The 18,226-nt window shown below is 48.2% G+C and carries 19 protein-coding genes; 17 read left to right on the top strand and 2 right to left on the bottom strand.

What is annotated here, in order from left to right:
• Positions 1-3 precede the first annotated feature (3 nt).
• Positions 4-2,160 (bottom strand): bifunctional (p)ppGpp synthetase/guanosine-3',5'-bis(diphosphate) 3'-pyrophosphohydrolase, encoded by a 2,157-nt coding sequence (locus tag FJ023_06820; protein ID MBM4447045.1) that lies wholly within the window; start codon positions 2,158-2,160, stop codon positions 4-6.
• 309 nt (positions 2,161-2,469) lie between these two features.
• Here FJ023_06820 and FJ023_06815 point away from each other — a divergent pair, with 309 nt between their 5' ends.
• The 15 genes from FJ023_06815 to FJ023_06745 all read left to right on the top strand — a co-directional run bounded on the left by FJ023_06815 (position 2,470) and on the right by FJ023_06745 (position 14,596).
• A complete protein-coding gene (locus FJ023_06815) occupies positions 2,470-2,916 on the top strand; it encodes an Rrf2 family transcriptional regulator (protein MBM4447044.1) in 447 nt (148 codons plus the stop codon).
• 53 nt (positions 2,917-2,969) lie between these two features.
• Positions 2,970-3,419, top strand: a complete 450-nt coding sequence (locus tag FJ023_06810; protein ID MBM4447043.1) for a hypothetical protein — start codon at positions 2,970-2,972, stop codon at positions 3,417-3,419.
• 18 nt (positions 3,420-3,437) lie between these two features.
• On the top strand, positions 3,438-4,607 hold the full coding sequence (locus FJ023_06805; protein MBM4447042.1) for an ABC transporter permease: 1,170 nt from the start codon (positions 3,438-3,440) through the stop codon (positions 4,605-4,607).
• Positions 4,604-5,311 (top strand): ABC transporter ATP-binding protein, encoded by a 708-nt coding sequence (locus FJ023_06800; GenBank protein ID MBM4447041.1) that lies wholly within the window; start codon positions 4,604-4,606, stop codon positions 5,309-5,311. Before FJ023_06805 ends, FJ023_06800 begins: the two co-directional genes overlap by 4 nt.
• A 4-nt stretch (positions 5,312-5,315) precedes the next feature.
• The gene (cysK, locus tag FJ023_06795) at positions 5,316-6,272 is read left to right on the top strand and encodes a cysteine synthase A (protein ID MBM4447040.1); all 957 of its coding nucleotides are present in this window, start codon (positions 5,316-5,318) and stop codon (positions 6,270-6,272) included.
• A 4-nt stretch (positions 6,273-6,276) separates the two neighbouring features.
• Positions 6,277-6,747: a hypothetical protein gene (locus tag FJ023_06790; protein ID MBM4447039.1), complete on the top strand. Its 471-nt coding sequence runs from the start codon at positions 6,277-6,279 to the stop codon at positions 6,745-6,747.
• 117 nt (positions 6,748-6,864) lie between these two features.
• Positions 6,865-8,007: a PLP-dependent transferase gene (locus FJ023_06785; protein ID MBM4447038.1), complete on the top strand. Its 1,143-nt coding sequence runs from the start codon at positions 6,865-6,867 to the stop codon at positions 8,005-8,007.
• 11 nt (positions 8,008-8,018) lie between these two features.
• Positions 8,019-9,245: a threonine synthase gene (locus FJ023_06780; GenBank protein ID MBM4447037.1), complete on the top strand. Its 1,227-nt coding sequence runs from the start codon at positions 8,019-8,021 to the stop codon at positions 9,243-9,245.
• A gap of 53 nt (positions 9,246-9,298) precedes the next feature.
• Positions 9,299-9,541: a FeS-binding protein gene (locus FJ023_06775; protein MBM4447036.1), complete on the top strand. Its 243-nt coding sequence runs from the start codon at positions 9,299-9,301 to the stop codon at positions 9,539-9,541.
• Positions 9,542-9,544: 3 nt separating this feature from the next.
• Positions 9,545-10,711, top strand: coding sequence for a cysteine desulfurase NifS (gene nifS, locus FJ023_06770; GenBank protein ID MBM4447035.1), 1,167 nt, complete (start codon positions 9,545-9,547; stop codon positions 10,709-10,711).
• Between the two features lie 35 nt (positions 10,712-10,746).
• Complete coding sequence (locus FJ023_06765; protein ID MBM4447034.1) at positions 10,747-11,811, top strand: AIR synthase; 1,065 nt, start codon at positions 10,747-10,749, stop codon at positions 11,809-11,811.
• A 318-nt stretch (positions 11,812-12,129) separates the two neighbouring features.
• Complete coding sequence (locus FJ023_06760; GenBank protein ID MBM4447033.1) at positions 12,130-12,564, top strand: MOSC domain-containing protein; 435 nt, start codon at positions 12,130-12,132, stop codon at positions 12,562-12,564.
• Positions 12,565-12,568: 4 nt separating this feature from the next.
• On the top strand, positions 12,569-13,357 hold the full coding sequence (fdhD, locus tag FJ023_06755) for a formate dehydrogenase accessory sulfurtransferase FdhD (protein ID MBM4447032.1): 789 nt from the start codon (positions 12,569-12,571) through the stop codon (positions 13,355-13,357).
• Positions 13,350-14,270 carry a quinolinate synthase NadA gene (gene nadA / locus FJ023_06750; GenBank protein MBM4447031.1) on the top strand — a complete coding sequence of 307 codons (921 nt, stop codon included), beginning with the start codon at positions 13,350-13,352 and terminating at the stop codon, positions 14,268-14,270. The genes fdhD and nadA overlap by 8 nt, the downstream gene beginning before the upstream one ends.
• Positions 14,267-14,596 (top strand): divalent-cation tolerance protein CutA, encoded by a 330-nt coding sequence (locus FJ023_06745; GenBank protein MBM4447030.1) that lies wholly within the window; start codon positions 14,267-14,269, stop codon positions 14,594-14,596. The genes nadA and FJ023_06745 overlap by 4 nt, the downstream gene beginning before the upstream one ends.
• Positions 14,597-15,118: 522 nt before the next feature.
• Here the strand turns inward: FJ023_06745 and FJ023_06740 are convergent.
• Entirely contained in the window at positions 15,119-15,694 is a 576-nt protein-coding gene (locus FJ023_06740; GenBank protein ID MBM4447029.1) for a response regulator, read from the bottom strand.
• A gap of 337 nt (positions 15,695-16,031) precedes the next feature.
• Between FJ023_06740 and FJ023_06735 the strand changes: the two genes are divergently transcribed.
• Both FJ023_06735 and FJ023_06730 read left to right on the top strand, forming a co-directional pair.
• On the top strand, positions 16,032-17,993 hold the full coding sequence (locus FJ023_06735) for a CoB--CoM heterodisulfide reductase iron-sulfur subunit A family protein (protein ID MBM4447028.1): 1,962 nt from the start codon (positions 16,032-16,034) through the stop codon (positions 17,991-17,993).
• A 16-nt stretch (positions 17,994-18,009) separates the two neighbouring features.
• On the top strand, positions 18,010-18,226 hold a 217-nt coding region (locus tag FJ023_06730; protein ID MBM4447027.1), incomplete at its 3' end, for a disulfide reductase.

Below are 18,226 nucleotides of genomic sequence, written 5' to 3'. Positions count from 1 at the left end.
TTCTCAAGAACTAAGACTGGCTTTGGCTTGGCTGATTCTTGTGGCGCTTATAATACCACTTACACCTTGGATTCTGGACAATAGTTGAGTTAACTGAGCCATATTTGCGATTTCAACAGTAGCAAATACGGAAGTAATTTCATTGTGATATGTTGTGTTCAGGCTGGATATATTTACCTTGGCCTCGGCGATAACAGTAGTGATATCCCGAAGCAAGCCTACTCTGTCCCAGGCATCGATCTGTACATCAACAGGGTAAACATCATGTATCTCTCCCCAGCTCACCTCGATGAGTCGCCTTTTATCTTCTATATTGATGACATTTATACAGTCTTTGCGATGCACAGTAATCCCGTGGCTCCGAGTAATATAACCGATAATAGGGTCGCCAGGCAAGGGATTGCAACACCGGCCTAATTGAGTAAGTAGGTCACCCACGCCTAAAACCTGAATTCCTGCTGCAGTTGTCTTCTCGGTGCGTACGGTTTTGGTTATAGCAGGGATTTCTTCCGGTTCGATGGCTAGTTTGAGTGCCAACTGATGTGGAGTAATGCCGCCATAGCCAATAGCTGCCAGAAAATCATCAGAGCTTTCATAATTGAACAGCCGTGCTGTTTCTTCGATATTGGTTATGTCTATATCTAGCCGCTTGAGTTCTCTGTCCAGAATCTGTTTACCGCGTTCGATGTTCTGCGTTCGTTCCTGTTTCTTAAACCATTGGCGAATTTTTTCTCGGGCGTGGGAAGTCTTGACAAATCCCAGGTCAGGGTTGAGCCAGTCAAGGCTGGGGCCCTTGCCGGCTTTGGCAGTCATAATTTCTATGATTTCGCTATTCTTCAGTTCGTAGTTTAGAGGCACGAGCCTACCGTTCACCTTGGCGCCTATGCAGCGATGTCCTAATTCGGTGTGGATGCGATAGGCGAAATCCAGGGGAGTGGCACCTTTGGGCAGAGCTTTTATTTCACCTTTGGGCGTGTAAACAAAGACCTGGTCAATAAATACCTCGGTTTTTAGCGATTCGAGGAATTCCTCGCTGCCAAGCTCGCTCTGCCACTCGATTAATTGGCGTAACCAGGCAATCTTGTCCTCAAATTGAGTATCCTCGCTGGAACCTTCCTTATAGCGCCAGTGGGAAGCTACCCCGAAATCGGCGGTCCGGTGCATGTTATAGGTGCGAATTTGTATTTCCAAAGGAGTTGTGCCCTGACATAGCACTGTGGTGTGCAGTGATTGATATCCGTTATCTTTAGGATTAGCGATGAAGTCGTTAAACTCCTCGGGAAGAGGATGCCACAAGTTGTGGATAGTGCCTAGTGCTTTATAGCAATCCGGGATTTCATCTACCAGCACCCGGAAAGCGAACAGGTCATGAATGTCGTTGAAATCCCTGCCTTGCGCTGCATATCGGTTTAGTTTATTGTAAATGCTGTAAATATGTTTTGGCCTACCTATGATTTCTGCCTTTACCTCAGCTTTATCCAGTTCCTGCTTTAGTATCTGTGTAATCTCTTTTATAAAAGCCTCTCGTTGCGTTCGGCGAGTGGCTATCAAGCGAGCCACTTTATGATATTGGCGCGGCTCCAGGTAGCGGAAAGCTAAATCCTCCAGTTGCCACTTTATTTGCCAGATACCCAGGCGGTGGGCAAGAGGCGCATATATCTCCAGTGTCTCTTGAGCAATGCTGCGTCGTTTCTCCGGTGACAGGGCTCCTAAAGTTCGCATATTATGCAGCCTGTCGGCCAGTTTGATAAGAACTACCCTCAAATCCTCAGCCGTAGCTATCAGCATCTTTCGCAGGTTCTGGGCTTGAGATTCTCGTTTTCTGGCTTCCCCGCGACGCAAGGATAATTTGCCCAATTTGGTGGCGCCATCGACGAGCTTGTTTACCTCCGGACCGAATTTTGCCTCGATTTCGGTAAGGGGCACTTTACAGTCTTCCGGTACATCGTGGAGTAAGGCTGCGGCTAAAGTGGCGGCATCAAGCTGAAGTCCAGCTAGTATCGTAGCTGTCTGTAGCGGGTGGTCTAGATACGGGCCGCCGGATTTCCGCACCTGCCCTTTATGAGCGTTTAAGGCGAATTCATACGCTGCCTCAACCAAAGCCACTTTAGCCGGAGGCAGGTATTCTTTAGCTTTTTCTAGGAGGGCAACAGCATCCATCTCAATCCCACTCCGCCAGTATAATAATGCAAACAAAGCGGCAGATGCAAATTCAGACTTGCTCGATAATTTTTGTCTCAATCACTAATATTCATAGAAATCTCACGCTGTCTTCATAAAATGTTCACATTCGCCTGCTATTGTTTGTAACTGCAAGGGCAGTTATGGCCACTGTGGCTGTGGTGTCTAGCTTTTTGATGGACTAGCCCACTATTTTATGGATGACGCTGTGGGTACTCAAAAACTTGACATCCCATGCCATTGTATTGTATACTTTGTCGACCATGTTAGTCAACAAAGTGAGGTAGAGTGATGAAACTTTCTACCAGAGGACGGTATGGAACCAGGTTGCTTTTGGATTTAGCTCTTCATGAGGGTGAAGGGCCAGTTCCGTTAAAAGATGTCGCCCAGAGGCAGCAGATCTCACTTCTGTATTTGGAGCGTTTGATTACTCCTCTTATAACGGTGGGGGTGATAAGGAGCATGCGGGGTGCTCGTGGTGGAGTCTGGCTGGCCAGATCGCCACAGGAAATAAAACTCAACGAAGTGGTTGGATTGCTTGAAGGCTCAATTGCCCCGGTCGATTGTGTTAATGACCCCAAGGCCTGCCCTCGCTCTGATTCTTGTGTCACCCGCGATATCTGGGTTGAGCTGAAAGAAGCAATGGATGGGGTCTTGGAGTCTAAAACCTTGCATGACCTGGTAGAGATGCAAAAGAAGAAAGGTAAAATGGACATGGTAATGTATGACATTTGAACTAACGGGGGACAACGTACCCATAAAAATAAAATTAACAGGAGAGTATGAGAGTGAATAAAAAAATTTTAATAACCCTTTTCCTTTTTGGCCTTGTTTTAGCTGTTGTGGGTTGTGCTCAGGCGAGTACTCTGCCTGATACTCAACCGGGAAACACCAATGTAGCAGGTAACACTCCCGTTGTGGAAAATCCGGCTACATCTGAAACAGAGACTCCCCAAGCGCCTGAAGAAGAAGGCCCAAAGATAGTAAAGATAGCTGATATTCTGGGGAAACCAGAAAGTTACCAGGGGCAGGCAGTAGTAGTGGAAGGAAAGATTATAGCTGAGTGTGGCTCTGGCTGCTGGTTCACCTTGAATGACGGAACCGGAACTGTATACGTCGACCTGAAACCGAATAACTTCGTAATACCACAGAAAAGAGGAGCTGTGGCAAAGGTATATGGCGAAGTGGTTATCGAGAATGGTGACGCCTATATTATCGGCAAGAAGGTCGAGTTTTAGGGCAAGGAGGCTTTTGCTGTGAATTTTGTTACTTTAGCCATAAAGAATTTGTTACGTCGTCGTGGCAGGACAAGCTTGACCATTTTCGGAGTAGCCATTGCCGTTGCCGTCTTATTCAGCCTTCTTTCTTTTAATTCAGGCTACGAGAAGCAACTGAGCGGCGAACTTGACAGCCTGGGCATTCATATTCTGGCAGTGCCCAAAGGATGCCCCTATGAAGCTGCTTCACTAATCATCCACGGCGGCGTCATCCCGAAATACCTGTCGAATTCTGATGTAGATGAGACGAGGAAAATCGATGGCATAGAAGTTGCCAGTCCCATGCTGCTTCACCAGTTCTATAAAGATGAGAAGCCACACATCGTGTATGGCATCAATATTGATGATATGAGACGCCTTAAGACATGGTGGAAGGTTGAGGGCAGGTTTTTCTCTCAGACTGAAGACAATGTAATGGTAATTGGCAGAAGCCTGGCAGAAGATGAAAAATTAAAGGTTGGCGATGTTCTGCCATTCGGGCCAGATAAAACACCATTTACCGTTGTTGGCATCCTGGAAAGGACGGGCACGCAGGATGATGAGTTCCATTTCTTGCCTCTTCAGGTGGCGCAAAGGGTCTTTGGCAAACCTGAACAGATAACAACCATAGCTATCAGGGTAAGCGATATTTCTAAGATTTCGGAAGTATCAAAGCAGCTCGAGAATATCCCTGACATTCAGGTTGTCACTATGACTCAGGTGATGGGCACCATTATGAATCTGGTCGGCTCAGCACGGACGCTACTAATATCTGTCATCATTGTGGCCATCATAATCAGTGCCGTCGGTATAATCAATACACTTCTCATGTCGGTTAATGAGAGGGTAAGGGAATTCGGGATGATGAAAGCTGTGGGTGCTTCCGGGTTTGATATAGGCAGGTTGGTTATTATCGAAACACTGTTCGTCACTGTCATCGGCGGAGTTATCGGCTTGCTGCTTTCGACGTTGGGCTCCGGCTTGATAGAAGGTTTTGTCAAAGGAATAATCCCTTATTCGCCGGCTGGTAGACTCATGGTGCTGGACCCAGAATTAATCGGCTTGTGCTTGTTGTTCTCAATCATCATCGGATTTGTCTGTGGAATATACCCGGCGATTAGGTCATCGCGCTTAACGCCCATGGAAGCTATACGGAGTAATCTGGAATGAAAGAAGAAGTGATTTCAGCAAAAGAGTTAACCAAGATATACCATCGGGGCAGCGAGGAAATACATGCCCTTAAGGATGCCAGCTTCGCTATTGGAAAGGGTGAATTCGCAGCTATTGTAGGCCCTTCCGGTTCAGGCAAGACTACGCTGTTAAATCTACTGGGCTGCCTGGACACACCAACACGGGGTAGCCTCAGATTGAACGGTATTGAAGTCAACGGCCTTAAGGAAAAAGACCTGGTGAAATTGCGCCGCGAAAACATTGGCTTTGTTTTCCAGCAGTTCTTTCTACTGCCTACTTTAACCGTGCGCGAGAATATAGAGTTGCCTCTCCTTTTCAGCAGAAGAAACGGTTATAGGAGCCAGATAGATGATATAATTGAAATCGTTGGACTTAAAGCTCGAGCCGACCATCTACCTGGACAGCTCAGCGGTGGGGAAATGCAGCGGGTAACTATTGGCAGAGCTCTCATCAACGAACCAAAGATTATTCTGGCCGACGAGCCCACTGGCAATCTAGATTCAGCCACCGCTCTTAAAATTTTTCAGCTTTTCCAAAACCTTAATAGGCAAGGGCTGACTCTGATTATAGTCACTCACAATTTGGAGCTCGCAAAATCGGCTCATAAAATAATCCAGTTGAGAGATGGTGAAATAGCTCGAAAAGCTTCGAGCTTTGCCTCATCTAGAAAAGTCAGGAGGTGAGTTAATGGCCAATATAGCTAAAGACATTACTGACCTTATCGGCAATACTCCTCTGGTCAGATTAAACAGGATAACGGCAGGTGCCAAGGCTGAAGTTGCGGCCAAGCTGGAGTTCTTCAATCCTTGTAGTAGTGTCAAAGACCGTATAGCTATATCAATGATTACAGCCGCTGAAGAAACAGGATTGATAAACAAAGATACAGTGATTGTCGAGCCCACCAGCGGCAACACTGGTATTGCTCTGGCTTTTGTCTGTGCCTCACGCGGTTATCGTCTGATACTCACCATGCCGGAAACGATGTCAGTAGAACGCAGGCATATTCTGTCTATATTCGGTGCCGAGCTAGTGCTAACGCCTGGTACCGAAGGTATGTCCGGGGCAATACGAAAGGCCGAACAACTGGTAGCCGAAAACAGAAATTACTTCATGCCGCAGCAATTCAAGAACCCGGCAAACCCCGAAATCCACCGCCAGACTACTGCCGAGGAGATTTGGAGAGATGCAGATGGCAGGATAGATATTCTGGTCGCTGGCGTTGGGACAGGTGGCACCATTACCGGTGTGGCTGAGGTACTAAAGAAAAGAAAACCCGGATTTAAGACTATTGCCGTTGAGCCAGCTGATTCACCTGTTCTCTCCGGTGGCAAACCTGGACCGCATAAAATCCAGGGCATAGGCGCTGGTTTTATTCCGGATGTGCTAAGACTGGATTTGATCGACGAAATCATTAAAGTAACCAACGATGATGCCGGTGCCACAGCCAGAAGGTTAGCCAAAGAAGAGGGGATACTGGCCGGTATATCTTCTGGTGCCGCAGCCTGGGCAGCTCTTGAGGTTGCCAAAAGGCCAGAGAACAAGGGGAAGCTGATTGTGGTAATTTTACCCGATACCGGCGAGCGTTATATATCCACCTGGCTTTTTCAGGAGCAAAATTATTCTGCATCTAATTCAAGGAGGTGAAAAAGTGGTGCGTATAAATAAATATCTAGCAGTCGTAGTACTGGTTCTATCTGCGGTGTCCATTGCCATAGGAGCAACTTTCATTTACCAGGCAGTTGACAAGAAAACCTGGATGGAGCAGGCAATGCGGGCGGAGAAGGTGACTTTCGGCATCCCGGAAGATGAAGCAAAAGCCGGCGACGTAATCGATACTGCAGAGGAGGCACAGGCTGCTGCTGACACTATCAGAGAACATCGTCACGGCATAGCCCCGACCTATCAAGAGCTGCTGGGCGGAGGAAAATATGACCCAACTAACCCCAAACACCTGACCTACTCACAGGCCATAAACATGGAGAACTATCTATATCTTTCTGTTCTGGGCTTTGGTGTTACCACTGCGCTTAGCGGTGTTGGCACCTTTATGATTCTTGTTGGGATAGCCTTCGCTGCCACCGGTGTGGTGCTGCTTGAATTAGTGAAACGGATACAATAGTTAGTGATTATAGGGCGAAGTGAAGGTATGGGTCTCCACATGCAACTGGAGTGGTGGGGAGGTTATCTTGTTCATTAGGATAGGAGCTACGAGCAAATTCAGTGAAGGAGGCGGAATATGAGGTTTGAAACATTAGCCATTCATGCTGGAGAAAGGCCGGACAAGACATTCGGTGCTGTCTCGGTGCCCATATATCAGACATCAACCTTTGCCTTTGAAGACGTGGGTAAAACGAGGGGCTATGATTATTCTCGCACAGCTAATCCAACGAGAAAAGTTCTGGAGGATACTATTGCCCAACTGGAAGGTGGTAAAGCAGGGTTTGCTTTTGCCACCGGTATGGCAGCGGAGACTACGGTCGCGCACCTTCTGAAGGCAGGCGACCATGTAATCTCAGGAGACGATGTCTATGGAGGCACCTACAGGCTCTTTCAAGATGTAATGCAGGACCTGGGGTTGGAGTTTACCTTTCTCAGAATGAACAAAAGACAGGCGATTGAACGAGCTATAAAACCGAATACCAGGATGATATGGATGGAGACACCGTCAAATCCGTTACTCAATATAACCGATGTTGAGATGGTGGTCGATATTGCCCAAAAACACAACATATTGACGGTTATAGATAATACCTTTGCCACCCCTTACTTTCTCAGGCCCATAGAATATGGGGTTGACCTGGTTGTCCATTCCACCACCAAATACCTTAACGGGCATTGTGATGTTGTCGGCGGTGCTGTGGTTACTACCACCGATGAATTGACCCAGAGGGTTCAATTTCTCCTAAATGCCATGGGCACATGTGCTTCGCCCTTTGACTGCTGGCTGGTGCTTCGTGGAATTCAAACATTGCCCCTGCGAATGAAGAAACACGAGGAAAATGCTATAGCTTTGGCAAATTATCTTCAGCGCCACAAGGCTGTCAGCAGGGTGTTTTATCCCGGCATTAAATCTCATCCCGGGCATGAAATTGCCCAAAGGCAGATGAAAGGGTTTGGTGGTGTGGTTTCCTTTGAACTAAAAGGCGGCGTGGAAGCAGTAAATCGTTTTCTCAGAAGGCTAGAGGTGTTCTCGCTAGCGGAATCGCTGGGTGGAGCTGCCTCGCTAGCCGAGCATCCGGCAACCATGAGCCATGCTTCAATGCCACCTGATTACAGAGCAAGAATAGGTATCAGTGATGATTTAATAAGGTTATCAGTAGGCCTGGAGAACATCAACGATTTGATTGATGATTTAGCTCAGGCACTGAATTCTGGCTGAAGGAGCGAGATTTGTCGTACGCCACAGGTTTACGCTGTCGAAAATGTGGGCAGGAATATTCCTTACAACCTATAAAGGTCTGCGATTTTTGTCTTAGCCCGGTGGAGGTCAACTATGACTACAAGGCTATGGCTGGAGTGCTCAGCCGCGAGAAGATTGCCGAAGGGCCCTTTACTATGTGGCGCTATCGTGACCTGCTCCCTGCTGAGGGCAAGGAGGAGATTGACATCGGTACTGGCTTCACGCCTCTGCTTAAAGCTGATAACCTGGGACGTGAGCTGGGCTTAGACGAACTTTACATCAAGAACGACTGCCTTAATCCTACATATTCCTTTAAGGACAGGGCTGTTTCAGTTGCCGTAACCAAGGCGCGTGAGTTCGGTTTTGATACCCTGGCCTGTGCCTCAACAGGTAATCTGGCTGCCAGCGTGGCTGCCCATGCTGCTAAAGCGAACATGAAGGCTTATGTCTTTGTCCCGTCAAATGTGGAACCGGGCAAGCTGGTGGGGGTAGCCATATATAAGCCAAACCTGGTTACTGTTGAAGGAAGTTATGACGATGTCAACCGTCTCTGTGCCGAGTTGGCACAAAGATACAATTGGGGCTTTATCAACATCAATCTCCGGCCATATTACGCCGAGGGCAGTAAGACCCTGGGATTTGAAGTGGCCGAGCAACTGGGATGGCGACCGCCAGACTGTATAGTGGCGCCTGCTGCCTCAGGTCTCCTTTTTACCCGAATTTGGAAGGGGCTACAAGAATTATCTACGCTCAATCTCATCGGACCGGTAAACACCCACATGTATCTGACCCAGGCTACAGGGAGCTCACCCATTGTACATGCCTTTGAAGCGGGCAGCCTACATGTCCATCCGGTGACGCCAAAGACTCTGGTCACTTCCATAGCCATAGGTAATCCCGCCGATGGATATCACGCTTTAATGGTCGCCAGACAATCCGGGGGTGGGGCTTCAAGTGCCACCGATGAAGAAGCTATTGAAGGAATGAAATTACTGGCACAAACCGAAGGCATTTTCGCTGAAGCCGCCGGCGGGGTAGTGATTGCCGGATTGAAAAAGCTGGCTGCTGCTGGAGCCATTAAAAGAGACCAGCTGACGGTTGCTTTCATCACCGGGGCCGGCCCGAGGACACAAGAGATTGTCTCAGATGTTGTCCGTTCTTTTCATGTCCAGCCCAATTTGGAGTCGTTCCGCGAGGTGCTCGGTGTGCAGGTTTGAAATCATTGCCCCGGATGGATTAAGCTTACCCGCAACAAAGACAGGAGGACACGATGGCTAAGCGACAAGTGATGTTCACCTTTCCCCGTGAGATGATAAAGGAGCCTATCATTTATAACCTATCACATAAATTTGAGGTGGTGACCAACATACGCCGTGCTGACGTATCGGAAGATAGGGGTTGGGTAGTGCTGGAACTTGAGGGTGAGGACAAAGAGATCGAAGCCGGCATTGCCTGGGTTAAAGAAAAGGGCGTTAGAGTTGACCCCATAGTTGGCGATATTGTCGAAGGCTAACAGATGAAGAGAATATATCTGGATTACGCTGCTACTACACCAACGCATCCTGAAGTAATGAAGGCGATGTTGCCTTATTTTACCGATTCCTTCGGTAACCCCTCTAGCATACATTCGCTTGGTCAGGAAGCCAAGCACGCCGTTGAGAAAGCGCGAAATCAAGTTGCGGCTCTTATTGGGGCTACGAGCGACGAGGTTGTTTTCACCGGCAGCGGGACTGAAGCGGATAACTTTGCCGTGAAGGGTGTGGCGTTGTCCAGACATGGCAAGGGAAATCATATTATTACCAGCTCAATCGAACATCATGCCGTGCTGGAAACCTGTAAATTTATGGAGGAACAGGGGCTATCGGTCACCTATCTTCCTGTGGATGGCTATGGCATGGTCGACCCGAACGATGTCAAAAAGGCAATCACGAATAAGACCATCCTCATCTCCATTATGCATGCCAACAATGAAGTCGGCACTATAGAACCTGTAGCCGAGATAGGAAATATCGCCAGAGAGGCTGAGATTTACTTTCATACCGATGCCGTACAGGCTGTTGGGCGTATCCCGGTAGATGTGAATAAGTTGAATGTTGACCTTCTGTCCATTTCGGCACACAAGCTCTATGGTCCTAAGGGCGTCGGTGCGCTGTATGTTAGGCAGGGTACTAGGGTAAGCCCCTTTATGCATGGTGGTAATCAGGAGAGAGGTAAGCGGGCAAGCACTGAGAACGTGCCCGCCATTGTCGGCTTGGGCAAGGCAGCAGAGATCGCTCAGCAGGAAATGCTCGAAGAAGCCCAGAAGTTGACCACTCTGCGTGATAGGCTAATTGAAGGTATACTCAAGAACATCGAACACACCCAGTTGAACGGCCATCCTGTGATGAGGCTGCCCAACAATGCGAATGTTAGCATTAGTTATGTGGAAGGTGAATCGATTCTATTGAATCTAGACCTGGCGGGAATCTGTGTCTCCACAGGTTCAGCTTGCAGCTCGTCGAATCTCGGGCCATCCCATATTCTGGCGGCGATGGGGCTACCGCCTTTACAGGCGCATGGCTCTTTGCGATTCACTCTAGGGAAATGGACTACAGAGGAAGAGATAAATCAGGTTCTACATGTGCTACCAGGCATTGTATCCAAGCTCAGAGCTATGTCCCCACTCATAAAAACCTCGAATTAAACACTGACAATCTGTAAATCAGGAGGATGCCCCCAGTGACTGTAATGCCAGACATAGGAAAAATTTCGCCCAAAATCTTTGATGAGGTTATATTGCCACATCTGGGAGCCAAAAGCGACAAAGTCCTGGTAGGGCCTCAGAATGGGGTAGATGTGGGCATTGTGGAAATCGGAGACAAGGCGGTTTCCCTTACCTGCGACCCTGTATTTATCGTGCCTGAATATGGCTGGGAGAGGGCAGCCTGGTTTGCTATCCACATCATTGCTTCCGATTCTGTAACCAGTGGGCTCAAGCCCGGGTTTCTAGCCATTGATTTGAACCTTCCCATGGAGATGACTGGCGAACAACTGAAGATAATGTGGAACACCATGCACCAGGAGTGTGTCAAGCTGGGAATCTTCATTATCACCGGCCATACGGGCAGGTATGAGAACTGTCACTATCCTATGGTGGGTGGAGCCACTTTAGTTGGCATAGGCAGTAAGAACGAATATGTCACTCCCAGACTGGCGCAAGCCGGAGATAAGATAATCATTACCAAGGGGCCGGCTATAGAGGCAACGGGCATTTTCGCCGCCATGTTCCCTCAACTCATTGAGCGTGAGTTCGGAAAGGATTTCAGCCAGAAAGCTCAGCAGATATTTTACAAGATGTCGGTGGTGGATGATGCCATGACCGCGGTCAGCATCGGAGTGAGAGAGAACGGAGTAACCGCCATGCATGATGCTACTGAATGCGGCATATGGGGCGGACTGTATGAAATCGCACAAGCTGCCAACCTGGGAGTCAGAGTTGAAATGGAAAGCATAGTGATTGAGGATTGCGTGCCGGATATATGCAGGCATTTTGGCATTGACCCTTATGCTTCCATCAGTGAAGGCACTCTAATCATATCCTGCCGAGAACACAAAGCCGGGGACATTTTGAAGGCGCTGCATCACAAGGGTATTAAAGCTTCGGTTGTCGGTGAGTTCACCAAGCCGAGATTGGGAATGGTGCTGGTAAGAGGGGGCAAGGAGGAGAAGCTTGAGCACCCCATTGTTGACCCGTTCTGGAGAGCGTTCTACCAGGCCCTTGAGAAGTATAGTGGGAAATTTTAGATTCATTCGACCAACTGAACGAATAAGACTATAATATAGTGAATACCCGCGCTGCGGATAGAGTTAGACATAATTTCAAGTGGAGGCAAAAGTGAAAATCGTAACATTGTGCAAAGATTGTTCTTGCTGCCCGGTGGTTAAGGTAACAGATACACAGGTGGAAATAGGTGAGAAGGGTAACCTCTGTGTCCTCACCACGGAACAGTGGGAAACGCTCAAAGAAAAGATACTGAACAAAGAGCTATAAGACAAAAAGCTCATAGCCAGCCCTGTAGTTGCCGTACCAGCAGCTCACCGCATTCAACGGTGGACAACGCTATGGCTAGCATTATCGCCGTTTGCAAAAGCGATAAAAAGGGAACAAAGAAGGAAGACGTAAAAGAGGGGCTTCTGAAGGATGACTTTGGCCTTGTCGGCGATGCCCATGCCGATTGCTGCACGCACCGGCAGGTGAGCTTGCTGGCTGTGGAAAGCATCGATAAGATGCGAGCCCTGGGCCTGGAATTAAAGCCCGGTGATTTTGCCGAAAATCTGACCACTGAGGGAATAGACCTGGTGTCGCTACCTGTCGGCACCAGGATGTCAATCGGTAAGCAGGTTGTCCTGGAGGTCACTCAAATCGGCAAGGAGTGCCATGCCGGGTGTGCTATCTACCAGCAGGTGGGCAAGTGCATTATGCCCGAAGAGGGGGTGTTTGCCAAAGTGATTCGAGGCGGACCTGTCAGGGCCGGAGACCAGATAGAGGTAGGGTAAGAGAGTGAGTGAGGTGGAGAGGGTTCCTATATTTCGTTTTACCGAGGTAGAGAAGAGCAGCGCTGACGATGTCGTTGTCACGGAATTTCCTCTCACCATCGTATTCAACAATCAAGAGCTGGTAACGCTGCTGTGTTCCCCCAAAAATCTGGATTATCTGGCAGTCGGTTTCCTTTCCTCCGAAGGGCTGCTGAAAAGCAAGGACGAAATCAAGAATATAACGGTTGACGAGCAGCGAGGCGTGGTCCGTGTAGAGACCGAAGCGGAGAATAAACAGGCTGGCGAGCTCGTGTTCAAGCGGCTTATCACCTCGGGCTGTGGTCGGGGCACTTCTTTTTACAGCGCTGCCGATGTCGGTGGACAGAGGAAAGTAGAATCTCAGACCAAAATATCGGCTCTCGAGGTCTTCGAGCTGGTAAGCGAATTTCAGCATCGGTCGCAGATTTTCAGGACGACCGGCGGTGTTCACAGCGCTGCATTATGCGATACCAAAAGCATTCTGGTTTTCAGCGAGGACATAGGCAGGCATAATGCCATCGATAAGATTTTTGGCGAATGTACCTTGAAAGATATACCCACAGATGACCACATACTGGTCACCAGTGGCAGGATTTCCTCGGAGATATTGCTTAAAGCGGCTAAAAAAAATATTCCGCTGCTTATCTCCAAATCAGCGCCTACTGACCTGGGAGTGAAGCTAGCCAATGATTTAGGCGTTACCCTTATCGGCTTTGCCAGGGGAAAGAGGATGAATGTCTACTCTAACGATTGGAGGGTAGTGAGCCATGGATAGAGAGCCGGAGCTAACTGAGAAAATACTGAAGTTAAAAGAAAAAAGAAATGCCGTTATCCTCGTCCATAACTATCAATTGGGCGAGGTTCAGGATATAGCTGACTTTGTTGGTGATTCCTTGGACCTCAGCCAGAGAGCAGCCAAGACCGATGCCAGCGTCATAGTCTTCTGCGGTGTCCATTTCATGGCGGAGACAGCCTCGATTCTCTGTCCTGACAAGACGGTCCTGCTTCCCGATACGCATGCCGGCTGTCCCATGGCAAATATGATCACCGCCCCACAGCTTCGTGCCAAGAAGAAAGAGCATCCAAGGGCTACGGTGGTCTGCTACATTAACTCCTCCGCTGCGGTTAAGGCTGAATCACATGTCTGCTGCACTTCGGCTAATGCGGTTGGCGTCATAGAAAGCTTGAACGCAGATGAAATACTTTTTGTCCCTGACCAGTATCTGGGGCACTATATCTCCACGAAAACCGCTAAAAAGATAATTCTCTGGCCTGGCTTTTGCCCCACCCACGCCCGGATACTGCCTGAGCATATCACCAAACTCAAACATGAATATCCCAAGGCTAAAGTGGTAGTTCACCCGGAATGCAAGCCGGGGGTGATAGCTCTGGCCGACGAGGTGTTGAGCACCAGTGGCATGATAAAGTTTGCCAAGAGGGAAGATGTTCAGCAAATGATTGTGGGAACGGAGATAGGCATAATCTACAGGCTTAGAAAAGAAAATCCGGGCAAGACCTTTATCCCTGTCTCGGAACAGGCTGTGTGCCCCAACATGAAGCTAATCACTTTGGAGAAAGTCCTGTGGTCTCTCGAGGAGATGGCGCCGGAGGTCAAAGTTTCGGAGAAAATACGCCTCACGGCGAAGCAGGCTGTGGACAGGATGCTGGCAGTTGGCAGGAAAGAATGAAACAGACCGGCAAGGTAGTCATCTTTGTTACCACCAGCTCTGAGGCAGAAGCCCGCAAGATAGCTGAGCTGCTGCTTGGGCAGAGAAAGGCTGCCTGTGTAAATATCGTACCCAGGGTAGACTCGTCATTCTGGTGGCAGGGAAAGCTGGAGTCAGCTCAGGAAAGCCTTCTCGTCATCAAGACCAAAGCCTCGCTGCTCCCCGAAATTACTGAGCTTGTCAAAAGTGTCCACAGCTATGAAGTCCCCGAGATAATCGCCCTGCCCATCATCGGCGGCAACGAAGATTACCTCAAGTGGATAGGCGACGAGGTCAAGGAGAGCTGAACACTTCGTCATTTCGTGCAATAACAGCGTTGAATTGAATGTGTACCTGTTAGTTAAAACTATAGCAATGCTAAGGAATAAATTAGAAGGTAGAACTAACTAGTGTTGCTCCGAGTCATTTTGTAGTCCAAGGGTTAAAGTACAGAAAATATCACTTGGATTGATGAGCTGACCAGACCGCTGGAGCAGGAACCAATCAGGTTTGATTTCCTTGAAGAAACGCGGGTTGCCTAAAGGGATTGAGCGCCATGACTGTAAGGCATAGAATGTGGCCGAGGAATTTCCACCAGTTATGGGTCGCAACCCGGGCATGGGTTCAACATCTTCATGTTTAGCATCAATGACTACTGGCTAAAAGACAATGTGGACCGCCTCTACCAGCTTTAGGATTCTGTCACCAATTTGTAGCTGCTACCTCACAAACACCACAACTAGCCGCCCAATACAAAGCGAATTTTGGTTTGGCTATCATCTCGTCTTAATAGTCTGTGAAAGCAGGCCGGCCTCTTCTCCACTTTACGCCTACTCAGTTGCCTTATGAATTACAGAGCCGGGCTCTCTGGCAGTGGAGGACTTCTTGTTGAGTGCCGTTTTGCATTTAAGAAGAGTCTCGCAGACAAGCTCCTCCAGCCGTTCAGGAGCCACTGGCTTGACCAGATAATCAACGGCGCCCAGCTTCATCGCCTCGACTGCCAGCTCCACTGAGGGATAGGCCGTTATAACAATGCACTTAATGTGCGGCCTTATCTCCTTCACCTCTTTTAGCACCTCGAGGCCGCTTTTTTCAGGCAATCTCACGTCCACAATCAGAACATCGAAGTTCATCTTTCCTATTAGTTCCAGTGCTTCTTCACCGGTCTCAGCTGTTGTCACTTGATAGATATCTTTAAGCCAGTCCTTGAGCGACTCTCGTACAATCGCCTCGTCCTCTACAATGAGTACTGAACCCTCCACGTCGGAATGCTGTCCCATGCTTTGAGCTATAAGTTTGAGCACGTAGTCTTGAATAGACGTGTCTTCATATACACATCTGATCTTTAGTTTTTTGTAGAGGTCCTCTGCTATCCTTATGTGAATCTGCTTTGGTTCTTCATTCATGTCTTTGAGTATGGTGTCTTTGTCTCTTTGTATAATATGCCAAAGCACCGTCTGTATGTCAAGGTAGATGTAATCACGGCGATACGCTAAACAGACGAGTTTAATCTTGCAAGCAAACTGTGCCAAATGCTATGGAAGTTGTTACCCAGAGGCGAACACTCAGCACGCCTTAATATCAATTTGAACTCTACTCGAAAGAAACGGCACTTGACAAATTGACAGCAGTTGGGTATCGTAATACCTTAATACAATGATACCATTGGACATCCTGCTATTTCATTTCTCCTATATTATATCTGTGCCAAAATTATCCTCTGAAACTTAAGGGGAGTGGAAAATGGAACCTCGCATTGGGGTGTATATTTGTCATTGTGGCAGTAATATTGCCGGTACAGTTGATGTAGCGGAGGTTAGCCGCTTTGCTAAGGATTTAGATTCAGTAGCAGTAGCTCGCGACTACAAGTTCATGTGCTCTGAGCCGGGGCAAAACCTGATTAAAGAGGATATCAAAACAGCAGGTCTCAATCGTATAATTGTGGCTTCTTGCTCGCCGAAACTACACGAGCCCACATTCCGCCGTGTTTGCCAGGATGCCGGGATTAATCCCTACCTGTTTCAAATGGCGAATATTCGTGAACAGTGCTCATGGGTTACCGAAGACCATGATGGGGCTACGGGTAAAGCCAAGGCACTGGTGAGCGCTGCGGTAAGGCGGATTTATTACCATGACGCCCTGGAGGTGAGGCAGGTTCCCATTAATCCTGATACCCTGGTGGTAGGCGGTGGTATTGCCGGCATCCAGGCGGCATTGAAAATTGCTGATTCAGGGCATAAAGTTTATCTGGTAGAAAGAACTCCCAGCATTGGTGGGCACATGGCACAACTGGACAAGACGTTTCCTACCCTTGATTGCTCAGCCTGCATACTTACTCCTAAGATGACCTTGGTGGGTTCTCACCCTCATGTTGAGCTGATGACGTATAGCGAAGTGGGCGAAGTGTCCGGGTATATTGGTAATTTCAAGGTTAAGATTAGAAAAAAGGCACGATATGTCGATAAGGATAAATGTACCGGTTGCGGTTTATGTCAGGGAAAATGCCCGTGGAAGGCACAAAGTGAGTTTGATCTTGGTCTAAGCACTAGAAAAGCTATATATACTCCATTTGCGCAGGCGGTACCAAACATACCGGTGATTGATACTGAGCACTGCGCTTATTTTTTAAAAGGCACCTGCCGTGCCTGCGAGAAATTTTGTGAGGCAAATGCTATCGATTTCGAGCAGAAAGACGAAATAATCGAAGTCGACGTCGGTAATATAATTCTGGCTACCGGCTATGATGTCTTTAAACCTTCGGGTATTTATGAATATGGCTATGGCAAACTGGCTAATGTTATCACCAGCCTTGAGTTTGAGCGGTTAGTTAATTCTGCGGGGCCGACGCAAGGCGAAATTGTGCTTAAGGATGGCTCCCATCCTGAGAGCGTGGCTATTATCCACTGTGCTGGTAGTAGAGATGAAAACTATCATGAGTATTGCTCACGAGTTTGTTGCATGTATTCCATGAAGTTCGGCCACCTGATAAGAGAACACATTCGTGGGGCCAAGGTATACGAGTTCTATGCGGACATTAGGAGCTTTGGTAAAGGCTATGAGGAGTTTTATAATCGAGTTACTGACGAAGGGACAGTCTTTGTCAAGGCCCGACCTACTGCAGTAACTGACTCACCTGAAAAACCAGAAGAGGAAGGCAAGCTTATTGTTCACTATACGTTAAAGAATGGCTCGCAGCACCGCCAACCGGTAGATATGGTCATTATTAGCACCGCTTTGGAGCCGCAACGAGATATGGAAGCGGTTAGTCGCCAATTCGGTGTCAGCCGAAGTGCTGATGGTTTCTTCCTCGAAAGGCACCCGAAGATGGACCCAGTAGCTACTATGAGCGATGGGATATTTGTAGTGGGTTGTTGCCAGGGACCGAAGGACATACCGGATACTATTTCCCAAGCTTCCGCTGCCGCAGCTCGAGTCATGGCAATGATTAGTAAGGGTCAGGTAGAGGTCGAGGCAACTACGGCAGTTATTAATGAAGAGCGTTGTGCTGGCTGTCGCACTTGTGAAGGCCTTTGCCCCTTTAAAGCTATTTCCTTCGACACTGAAAAAAGCGTAAGCCAAGTTAATGAAGCTTTGTGTAAGGGGTGTGGGGTGTGCGTCGCCGCCTGCCCTAGTAATGCAATAACTGGCAAGCATTTCACCACCGAACAGATCATGGCTGAGATTGCAGGAATATTGCTTAGGTAACACAGGGGAGTAGAAAATGGAACCACGAATTGGGGTGTATGTCTGTCATTGCGGCAGTAATATTGCCGGTACAGTTGATGTAGCGGAGGTTAGCCGCTTTGCTAAGGATTTAGATTCAGTAGCAGTAGCTCGCGACTACAAGTTCATGTGCTCTGAGCCGGGGCAAAACCTGATTAAAGAGGATATCAAAACAGCAGGTCTCAATCGTATAATTGTGGCTTCTTGCTCGCCGA

The sequence above is a fragment of the Chloroflexota bacterium genome (assembly GCA_016875875.1).
GTDB lineage: Bacteria > Chloroflexota > Dehalococcoidia > GIF9 > UBA5629 > 9FT-COMBO-48-23.
Note: the sequence above shows the minus strand (reverse complement) of the source record. Positions and strands in the feature narration are given on the sequence as shown.

Bases quoted from the DNA above. Each gene is read 5' to 3' on its own strand.
- FJ023_06820 (MBM4447045.1), bottom strand. From the start codon at position 2,160: ATGGATGCTGTTGCCCTCCTAGAAAAAGCTAAAGAATACCTGCCTCCG.
- FJ023_06800 (MBM4447041.1), top strand. From the start codon at position 4,604: ATGAAAGAAGAAGTGATTTCAGCAAAAGAGTTAACCAAGATATACCAT.
- cysK (MBM4447040.1), top strand. From the start codon at position 5,316: ATGGCCAATATAGCTAAAGACATTACTGACCTTATCGGCAATACTCCT.
- FJ023_06785 (MBM4447038.1), top strand. From the start codon at position 6,865: ATGAGGTTTGAAACATTAGCCATTCATGCTGGAGAAAGGCCGGACAAG.
- FJ023_06775 (MBM4447036.1), top strand. From the start codon at position 9,299: ATGGCTAAGCGACAAGTGATGTTCACCTTTCCCCGTGAGATGATAAAG.
- nifS (MBM4447035.1), top strand. From the start codon at position 9,545: ATGAAGAGAATATATCTGGATTACGCTGCTACTACACCAACGCATCCT.
- FJ023_06760 (MBM4447033.1), top strand. From the start codon at position 12,130: ATGGCTAGCATTATCGCCGTTTGCAAAAGCGATAAAAAGGGAACAAAG.
- nadA (MBM4447031.1), top strand. From the start codon at position 13,350: ATGGATAGAGAGCCGGAGCTAACTGAGAAAATACTGAAGTTAAAAGAA.
- FJ023_06745 (MBM4447030.1), top strand. From the start codon at position 14,267: ATGAAACAGACCGGCAAGGTAGTCATCTTTGTTACCACCAGCTCTGAG.
- FJ023_06740 (MBM4447029.1), bottom strand. From the start codon at position 15,694: ATGAATGAAGAACCAAAGCAGATTCACATAAGGATAGCAGAGGACCTC.
- FJ023_06735 (MBM4447028.1), top strand. From the start codon at position 16,032: ATGGAACCTCGCATTGGGGTGTATATTTGTCATTGTGGCAGTAATATT.